Source organism: Pedobacter sp., from assembly GCF_045628745.1.
Classification (GTDB): domain Bacteria; phylum Bacteroidota; class Bacteroidia; order Sphingobacteriales; family Sphingobacteriaceae; genus Pedobacter.
In genome coordinates, this window is the sequence record NZ_JAZQPU010000084.1 from 1 (window position 1) to 8,097 (window position 8,097).

General features: G+C 39.9%; 8 protein-coding genes. 3 read left to right on the top strand and 5 right to left on the bottom strand.

Features of this window, described 5'->3' with window-relative positions:
* The 4 genes from ACR2F7_RS03680 to ACR2F7_RS03695 all read right to left on the bottom strand — a co-directional run.
* A partial coding sequence (locus ACR2F7_RS03680) for a S41 family peptidase (protein ID WP_432712239.1) occupies positions 1–998 on the bottom strand: 998 nt, incomplete at its 3' end.
* 55 nt (positions 999–1,053) lie between these two features.
* On the bottom strand, positions 1,054–1,668 hold the full coding sequence (locus tag ACR2F7_RS03685; RefSeq protein WP_432712240.1) for a haloacid dehalogenase: 615 nt from the start codon (positions 1,666–1,668) through the stop codon (positions 1,054–1,056).
* Positions 1,668–2,171 carry a hypothetical protein gene (locus ACR2F7_RS03690; RefSeq protein WP_432712241.1) on the bottom strand — a complete coding sequence of 168 codons (504 nt, stop codon included), beginning with the start codon at positions 2,169–2,171 and terminating at the stop codon, positions 1,668–1,670. The genes ACR2F7_RS03685 and ACR2F7_RS03690 overlap by 1 nt, the downstream gene beginning before the upstream one ends.
* A gap of 4 nt (positions 2,172–2,175) precedes the next feature.
* Positions 2,176–2,826 carry an ABC transporter ATP-binding protein gene (locus ACR2F7_RS03695; protein WP_432712242.1) on the bottom strand — a complete coding sequence of 217 codons (651 nt, stop codon included), beginning with the start codon at positions 2,824–2,826 and terminating at the stop codon, positions 2,176–2,178.
* An 81-nt stretch (positions 2,827–2,907) separates the two neighbouring features.
* On the opposite strand from ACR2F7_RS03695, the gene sucC reads away from it, so the two are divergent.
* The 3 genes from sucC (at position 2,908) to ACR2F7_RS03710 (ending at position 7,300) form a co-directional block, all read left to right on the top strand.
* Positions 2,908–4,098 (top strand): ADP-forming succinate--CoA ligase subunit beta, encoded by a 1,191-nt coding sequence (gene sucC / locus ACR2F7_RS03700; RefSeq protein WP_432712246.1) that lies wholly within the window; start codon positions 2,908–2,910, stop codon positions 4,096–4,098.
* Positions 4,099–4,624: 526 nt separating this feature from the next.
* Entirely contained in the window at positions 4,625–6,073 is a 1,449-nt protein-coding gene (asnS, locus tag ACR2F7_RS03705) for an asparagine--tRNA ligase (RefSeq protein ID WP_432712243.1), read from the top strand.
* A 432-nt stretch (positions 6,074–6,505) separates the two neighbouring features.
* Positions 6,506–7,300 (top strand): DUF1269 domain-containing protein, encoded by a 795-nt coding sequence (locus tag ACR2F7_RS03710; protein ID WP_432712244.1) that lies wholly within the window; start codon positions 6,506–6,508, stop codon positions 7,298–7,300.
* Between the two features lie 79 nt (positions 7,301–7,379).
* On the opposite strand, the gene ACR2F7_RS03715 is transcribed toward ACR2F7_RS03710, so the two are convergent.
* Positions 7,380–8,097 (bottom strand): glutamate synthase-related protein (locus ACR2F7_RS03715; RefSeq protein ID WP_432712245.1); only part of this gene is annotated, 718 nt, incomplete at its 5' end.

The window sequence follows — 8,097 nt, forward strand, 5'->3', positions numbered from 1 at the left end:
TCTTTAAACATCGTACCGGTAGCCGTAGAAGGCGCAATTAAATTGATGAGGTGTTCGGCTGTTTCTACATAACCGCCACCATTATAACGAAGATCAATAATTAAATCACTCACACCATCAGCGGCATATTTAGCAAATGCGGCATCCAGTGGCGCCTTAGCATCACTGGATAAAATAGAAAACTGAGAAAATGACAGGTAGCCTATTTTTTTTGTGCCCGCGGTAAAAGTTTTGGTCTTAAAAATCGGGTTGGTATTGTATCTTGCTTTGGTTAAAACCAAATTGTTAAAAGGAGTGCCATCACTTTTCACACCTGAAATTGTTACACTTGTTGGGTCTTGCTCCACCAGATTATATACCGTTAAATACTCTGAGTTATAGTTGGTACCTACCGATTTTCCATTTACTTTCGTGATTGATGCACCACGAGACAGGCCAGCTTTGGCCGCCGGTGATTCGGGATAGACGCCACTGACATAAAAAGTAAAATCAGTATTAGTGCCATAAGGGATAAACCAATAAAAGCCAAGGTCATTACCCGATCCATCTAAATCTACTTCTGCTTTTTCTGCAGACACAAAGGACTGTGCCGCATTATAAGTGGTGATATCAGCAATATAAGAGTATTTTGGCGCACCATATTCAGCAGAAACAAATTCGTATGGTAGTTGTGTAGCAGGATTTATTTTATATTGGGTAATGGCATAGAGCTCGTCGTTGTAATTGTCGAGTTCCGTTGAGGAAGAAGTATATTTCCGTGGGTTAAAAACCCCATAGCTTGGCAGAGCGTCATTCCACAGGTAAACCTCTTTTGCATATAAAAAGATAGAATCTTTGGTCAGTTCAGCCCTTGAACCTACACCGGGTGTAGCTGTAGTATCTACAGCAGGCTCTTCAACTGCCACATCATTTTTTTTACAGGCGCTGATGGAAACAGCAAGAGCCAGGCCTAGCATAAGCAGCCATTTATGCGGTATTAACTTCTGATTGACAGTCATGTGAGTGAAATTTAGGTAGATAAGAAACGTAAAAACACGCCTGATAGATACGCAATTAGGACACTATTATTTCATCAACAGCAAAAAAAGTAATGTTTGCCTCTTTAACAACCTCTACATTCAAATCCTGATGCCCCGCAAGCAACACTTTTTTACCTTTTAACTGGTGATTTTCAATCAAATAAGACATTCCATGATCACCAGTTGCTGTCTCAATTTCTTCTGTAAAATATACGGTCAAGTATTGTTCCAAACCTAACCATTCTACCTGTCTAATTTTATTCAACTGTGCTTCCGGGTTGCCCGAAACCAACAGAAATACAGGCTTTTGCGCGGCAACAATTGCTTTTAAAAAGGCCAGACAATGGTCGTATATCAATAATTTAAGCGGTAACCTCACGTTTCGCTGCAAAAGATCGAAGTTCAGCTTATATTTTTCATCAATACCAAAATGTCCCGCTGTTTTTTCAAAAATGCCCTCATGGCCCTCTTCAAGGTACACTTGCTGCATATATTTTAGGATAGCTGCAGCATCAAGCTGCTCACTATACTCCACAAATTGGCCAAATAAATAATATATTTGCAACAGAAAATCCTTTTCAGGATAGAGCACCCCTTCAAAGTCAAACACAAAAACATCGTGATCCTCAATTATTTTTTCTGCTGTCATTAGGGTATGGTAAATAGTATCGCCGATAAGGCATCATTCTCTTCAGGAATATAAAAAACACCATTTAAGGCTTTCTCTACGCCTATTTCTACCAGTGCAACGGTAGGCTGAGGTGAAAAGATCAGTTCACCTTTGGCAAAAACACCCCAGTTATGGCCTTTACGCACATCTTCCTGGCTATGGAAATATTTAGGCAGCTCAATTTGCTCGGGCAACAATACCTGGATGTCAAATTCAGCAAAGAGCACCATGGCTTTAGCAACCGCAGCAACCTCAAATTCATGCAGTGGCAACACCGTATCTACGCCATTGTCTAAACAAACATTTAACAAATGATGCGCAATGGTGTCCACATTTTTTTCACCAAGCGTAATAAACTGGTAATTTCCAGCTGTAAAAGCAGGAATCTCACCATAATCGGCCAAAAGAATCTGTGATCCTTCAAAAGCCTTTAAAATTTTATAGGAGGCGGCATGGTTACCACCGGTTATTAATACTTTCAATTTTCTATATAATTAAGCCATCTTTCATCGTTACCACCCTGTCGCTAATTGCTGCAAGTCCGGTGTTGTGTGTAACAATAACGAAGGTTTGTTTAAAATTATCGCGTAGGGTAATAAAAAATTCATGCAAAGCCTGTGCATTGGCAGAATCAAGGTTTCCCGAAGGCTCATCGGCCAAAATAATTGAAGGATCGTTCACTAAAGCCCTTGCAACGGCTATTCTTTGTTGCTCGCCACCAGAAAGTTCATTAGGTTTATGATTTGCGCGTGCAGAAAGGCCCAATAATTCCAATAACTCATAGGCTTTCATTTCTGCTTGCTTTTTGCTCTTTTTAGCTATAAAAGCAGGGATGCAAATGTTTTCCAGCGCTGTAAACTCAGGCAGTAAATGGTGAAACTGAAAAACAAAGCCTATATTTTTATTACGGAACACACTCAGCAACTCTCCAGATAAGTTACTCACATTGACACCTTTAAGCTCCACAGCACCCGCATCGGGCTTGTCTAAAGTACCTAAAATATGGAGCAAGGTGCTTTTACCAGCACCCGAGGCGCCAATAATACTTACAATTTCTCCCTTAGCAACTTCAAAATCTACGCCTTTTAAAATGGGCAAGCTCCCATAAGATTTAGTGATACCTGTAGCTTTCAGCATAGATGCAAACTTACAATAAAGATTAGAATAAGTTTTTAAAACCAATCCTAAATTGTAGATTTGAGCAAATTTTTTCAGCAGATGAATATCCACGAATATCAAGGTAAAGAAATACTTAAAAGTTTTGGAGTAGCCGTACAAGAAGGCATTGTTGCCGACACGGTTGAGCAAGCTGTAGAAGCGGCAAAGAAAATACAAACTGATTTTAATTCAGCTTGGGTTGTGATAAAAGCACAAATCCACGCTGGAGGTAGAGGTAAAGGCGGCGGCGTAAAGCTGGCAAAAAACTTAGACGAAGTTCAGCAAAGAGCAACTGACATTTTAGGAATGCAGTTAATCACGCCACAAACAGGTCCAGAGGGTAAAAAAGTAAACAAAATTCTGGTAGCCCAGGATGTTTATTATCCAGGTGCTTCAGAAACAAAAGAGTTCTACGTAAGTGTTTTGTTAAACAGAACAAGCGGTAGCAATATCATTATGTATTCTACTGAAGGTGGAATGGATATTGAAGAGGTGGCAGAAAAAACGCCACACTTAATCTTCAAAGAAGAGATTGATCCTAAGGTAGGATTGCAAGCTTTTCAAGCTAGAAAAATTGCTTTCAACTTAGGTTTAGCAGGTCCTGCTCATAAAGAAATGGTTAAATTTATTACCGCTCTTTACAAAGCATACGACAGCACAGACTCTGCAATGTTTGAAATCAACCCGGTTTTAAAAACTTCAGATGATAAAATTATCGCTGTAGATGCTAAAGTTGACTTAGATGAAAACGCTTTATTCCGTCACCCTGCTTATGCAGCCATGCGTGATAAATTAGAAGAAGATCCTACTGAAGTTGAAGCTAGCGAATCAAACCTTAACTATGTAAAACTTGACGGTAACGTTGGTTGTATGGTAAATGGTGCTGGTTTAGCCATGGCAACCATGGACATCATTAAAATTGCTGGTGGTGAGCCTGCAAACTTTTTAGATGTTGGTGGAACTGCAAATGCACAAACTGTAAAAGCTGCTTTTAACATCATCTTAAAAGATCCTAATGTTAAAGCTATCTTAATTAATATCTTCGGTGGTATTGTTAGATGCGACCGTGTAGCGCAGGGTGTTATTGACGCTTACAGAGAAATTGGTGACATTCCTGTTCCTATTATCTGCCGTTTACAAGGTACTAACGCTGTAGAAGCTAAAAAATTAATTGACGAGTCTGGTCTGAAAGTATTTTCAGCTATTGCTTTAAAAGATGCTGCTGACCTGGTAACAAAAGTTTTGGCATAAGTTAATATAAATATACTCGAAGAGCCTTGATCGTCATTGATGATCAAGGCTTTTTTTTTGCTATAGATTTTCCAGAAGTCTAAAAACAAAAAAGCCGCAGGGATGTGAACCTGCAGCTTTTTGAACCAAATATAAAATTAAACGAGCATTACAAATATACAAGTATAAAGGATAAATCATACTAATTATTAAAATTAATAGCTAATTATTTAAAAACACCTGATTTTTAATAGCTAAAAACTAAAACTAACCGATTATTTGAGTTTTAAAGAGTGAAATTATCAGTGTTTAATAGAAAAACACTGATAATTAATTAAATTTTAGACAATAAAAACCACTCAAAGGCCAAATAACCATAAAAAACTCAAAATAAACTGAATAAATACCAATTTAAACAATACTTAACCACACAAGATCTTTTTAAAACAATCAAGACCCTTTAAAAAACCGTCTTTTCAAAAAACCCAAACCAGTTATTTTTTATAGAAGTAAATCCCTATTTTTGACCTTATTGCAAAATTAGATCATGATTAAAAGAGAAAAGATAAAAGACCTGCTGGTAAGTACCGAGTTTAATCGCGAGGTAACGGTGATGGGTTGGGTGCGGACCTTCCGTAACAACCAATTTATTGCATTAAACGATGGCTCTTGTATGGGCAACATCCAAATTGTAGTAGATTTTAATAATACACCTGAAGAACTGTTAAAACGCATCAATACTGGTGCTGCTATTGCCGTGCAGGGTACAATTGTTGAATCTCTGGGTAAAGGACAAAAATTAGACATCAAAGCTTCAAGCATTGAAATATTAGGCGACAGCGATGCCGAGAAGTTTCCTTTGCAGCCTAAAAAACACAGCCTGGAGTTTCTTCGCGAAATTGCACACCTGCGTTTCAGAACCAATACTTTCAATGCCGTGTTCAAAGTGCGTCATGCACTAGCCTTCGCCATTCACAAATTTTATAATGAAAGAGGCTTTGTCTACATGCACACCCCTATCATTACCGCTTCTGATGCCGAAGGCGCGGGAGAAATGTTTAAAGTAACCACTTTAGATTTCGACAATACCCCACGTACAGAAGACCAAAAAGTAGACTTCTCTGAAGACTTCTTTGGCCGTGCAACTAACTTAACCGTTTCTGGCCAGCTGGAAGGTGAATTAGCAGCCATGGCTTTCGGACAAATATATACCTTCGGACCTACCTTTAGAGCCGAAAACTCCAACACCACCAGGCACCTTGCCGAGTTTTGGATGATAGAGCCTGAAGTTGCTTTTGCAGACCTTGAAGATAACATGCAACTGGCAGAAGACATGCTGAAATATGTAATCAGCTATGCGCTTGACAACTGCAAAGAAGAATTAGAATTCTTAAACGGCCGCCTGCTGGAAGAAGAGAAAGTTAAGCCACAGAGTGAGCGCAGTGAGCTTTCGCTTTTAGATAAACTGAACTTCTGCCTGGAGAATGATTTCGAAAGATTGACTTATACCGAGGCTATTAAAATCTTAAGGGCTTCAAAACCTAACCAGAAAAAACAATTCAAATACCCAATAGATCAATGGGGAGCAGATTTGCAATCAGAACATGAGCGTTTCTTAGTAGAGAAGCACTTTAAAAAGCCGGTGATTTTAATAGATTACCCTGCAGATATCAAATCTTTCTACATGCGCCAGAATGAACCTGATGCTGAAGGCAGAAACACGGTAGCAGCTATGGACATCTTGTTTCCGGGCATAGGTGAGATCGTTGGTGGTTCTCAGCGAGAAGAGCGCTTAGACAGGCTTACATCACGCATGGAGCAAATGAATATCCCTCAAGATGAGCTGTCATGGTATTTAGATACCCGTCGCTTTGGAACGGCACCACATGCAGGTTTTGGTTTAGGCTTCGAGCGTTTGGTTTTATTTGTCTCTGGCATGACTAACATCAGGGATGTTATTGCTTTCCCTCGTTTCCCTAAAAACGCTGAATTTTAAATTTCATTTACTTTATACAAGCCGGATCATTTCATCAATGACCGGCTTTTTTATTAACCAGCAATTTGCCCATCGCTTAATTAAGCCTTACCTCTCCATAACCATTAGCTTGCCTATCCCTTACCATTCACTAACCTTAAACACCAACCAGGTAGGGAGCAGCTAGGGGTTTGCTACCGGTTTGCTACCGGAAATCCGCTAGCAGGTCCGGCGCAGCTCCGCCGCCGCACACTGGTATATGTTACCTAACCGTTATTGATATATTAGGAAATGATAAGGCATACGTTATTTCCACTTAACGGTAATTATAGAAGTACAGAAACAATAAGCAAAAAGTGCTGTTCGTTAATAGGCAATCCCTCAACTTATAGGCAAGGTAGCAAAGCTGACATGAACAGCGCTTCCTTAAATTCAGGGCTTAAATTTCGAGTCATGGAAAAGATCATTAAAGTAACCGTAGCCAATGAAGAAGATGCTTTAAAGGTATCTAAAATATTGTCGCAACTCAACAAAAGCGGCGAACTATCTTTGGGCGAATCCATTATTATGAGTAAAGATGAAAGTGGACACACCTATTTAAAAAACCTTAAAGGGGAACCTACGTCATATACCCTTACGGGGGCCATTGCTGGTTCGCTGATGGGCATTTTCGCAGGTCCTTTGGGCATGTTGTGGGGTGCGGCAATAGGCAGTCTGGCAGGTGCTGCCGGCGATATGTTTAAGGGCGACCGCATAGAAGAAATATTAGAAGTGATTGGCAAAAGAATCCCTGCTGGCAAAACTGTGGTTATTGCACATGTTGACGAACAATCGGTTGAGCCTTTGGATAAGGCTGTAATTCCTTTTAATGCCACCGTAGGCAGGTTAAGTGTAGATGACGAAATTGAAGTCAGCATACAGAAAAAAGTAGATCTTTTGGATGATGACATTGAAAACCTGACGCTGAAACTTGAACAAACAGCAGGTACTGCAAAAGCTTTTGTAGCCGGGAAGCTGGAGGAATTGATAGAAAGAAGAGAAGAACTTCAGGAGTTGATGATAGAAAAGACGCTGGCACAGACCAAGCAATATGCCATCTGGCTGGAAAAAGTAAAAAACGACCTGGCTGAAACAGAGGAAGGGGCGGTTACAGTGGTAGATGAAAACCGCAAGGAACACCTGACACAGCAACTTACGCGGCAGGAAGAAAAATTGCGCAGCCTTACCGATAAGATGAATGAACTTTAAATATTGGGAGAAAGCAAAAAAAAATTCCTGAACAGCAGCAGCCGATCAGGAATTTTTATAAAGGCACATTTTTTAAACGTTAATTGTTATTGGCACCCATATTCAAATGATCTAAATAAGGATTTGCATGTGCATAATCTATAGAAGATATTTTATAATCTGTTGGGGCAAAACTATCTGCTGTGCTTAGGGTCATCCCTAACTCAAAACGCATTGGGTAAGGTGTCTGTAATAAACAGCCTTCTGGCACGTAAGGGAAAGATTCTATATACGACTGGGTCATGTTAGCGAAGATTCTCCTGTTGATGTAAGCACGGGTTAGCTGATAAGGGTGGCGTAAACCTGCAGCACCCAATAATTCTACTGCACTGGCAACCGTTAAACGGTGAAAATTAAATACCCTTACTTTTTTATCTTCTACCACAAGGCCTTTCATTAAACTCGGATCCTGTGTGGCCACACCCGTTGGGCAGGTATTGCTGTTACATTCCAGGGCCTGAATGCAGCCCAGGGCAAACATCATTCCGCGTGCTGTATTACAAACATCAGCACCTAAAGCTATATTTTTAACAAGGTCAAAGCCCGATGTAATTTTTCCGGAAGCAATAATTTTGATGTGTTTCTTTAAGTCGAAGCCTGATAAAACATCATAAACAAAGGCCACAGCTTCTCTTAAAGGTGTACCAACGGCATTGGAGAATTCTTGTGGCGATGCACCAGTACCCCCTTCACCCCCATCAACAGTGATGAAGTCTACATAAGTTTTTGTTTCTACCATGGCCTTGCAAATGGCAAAG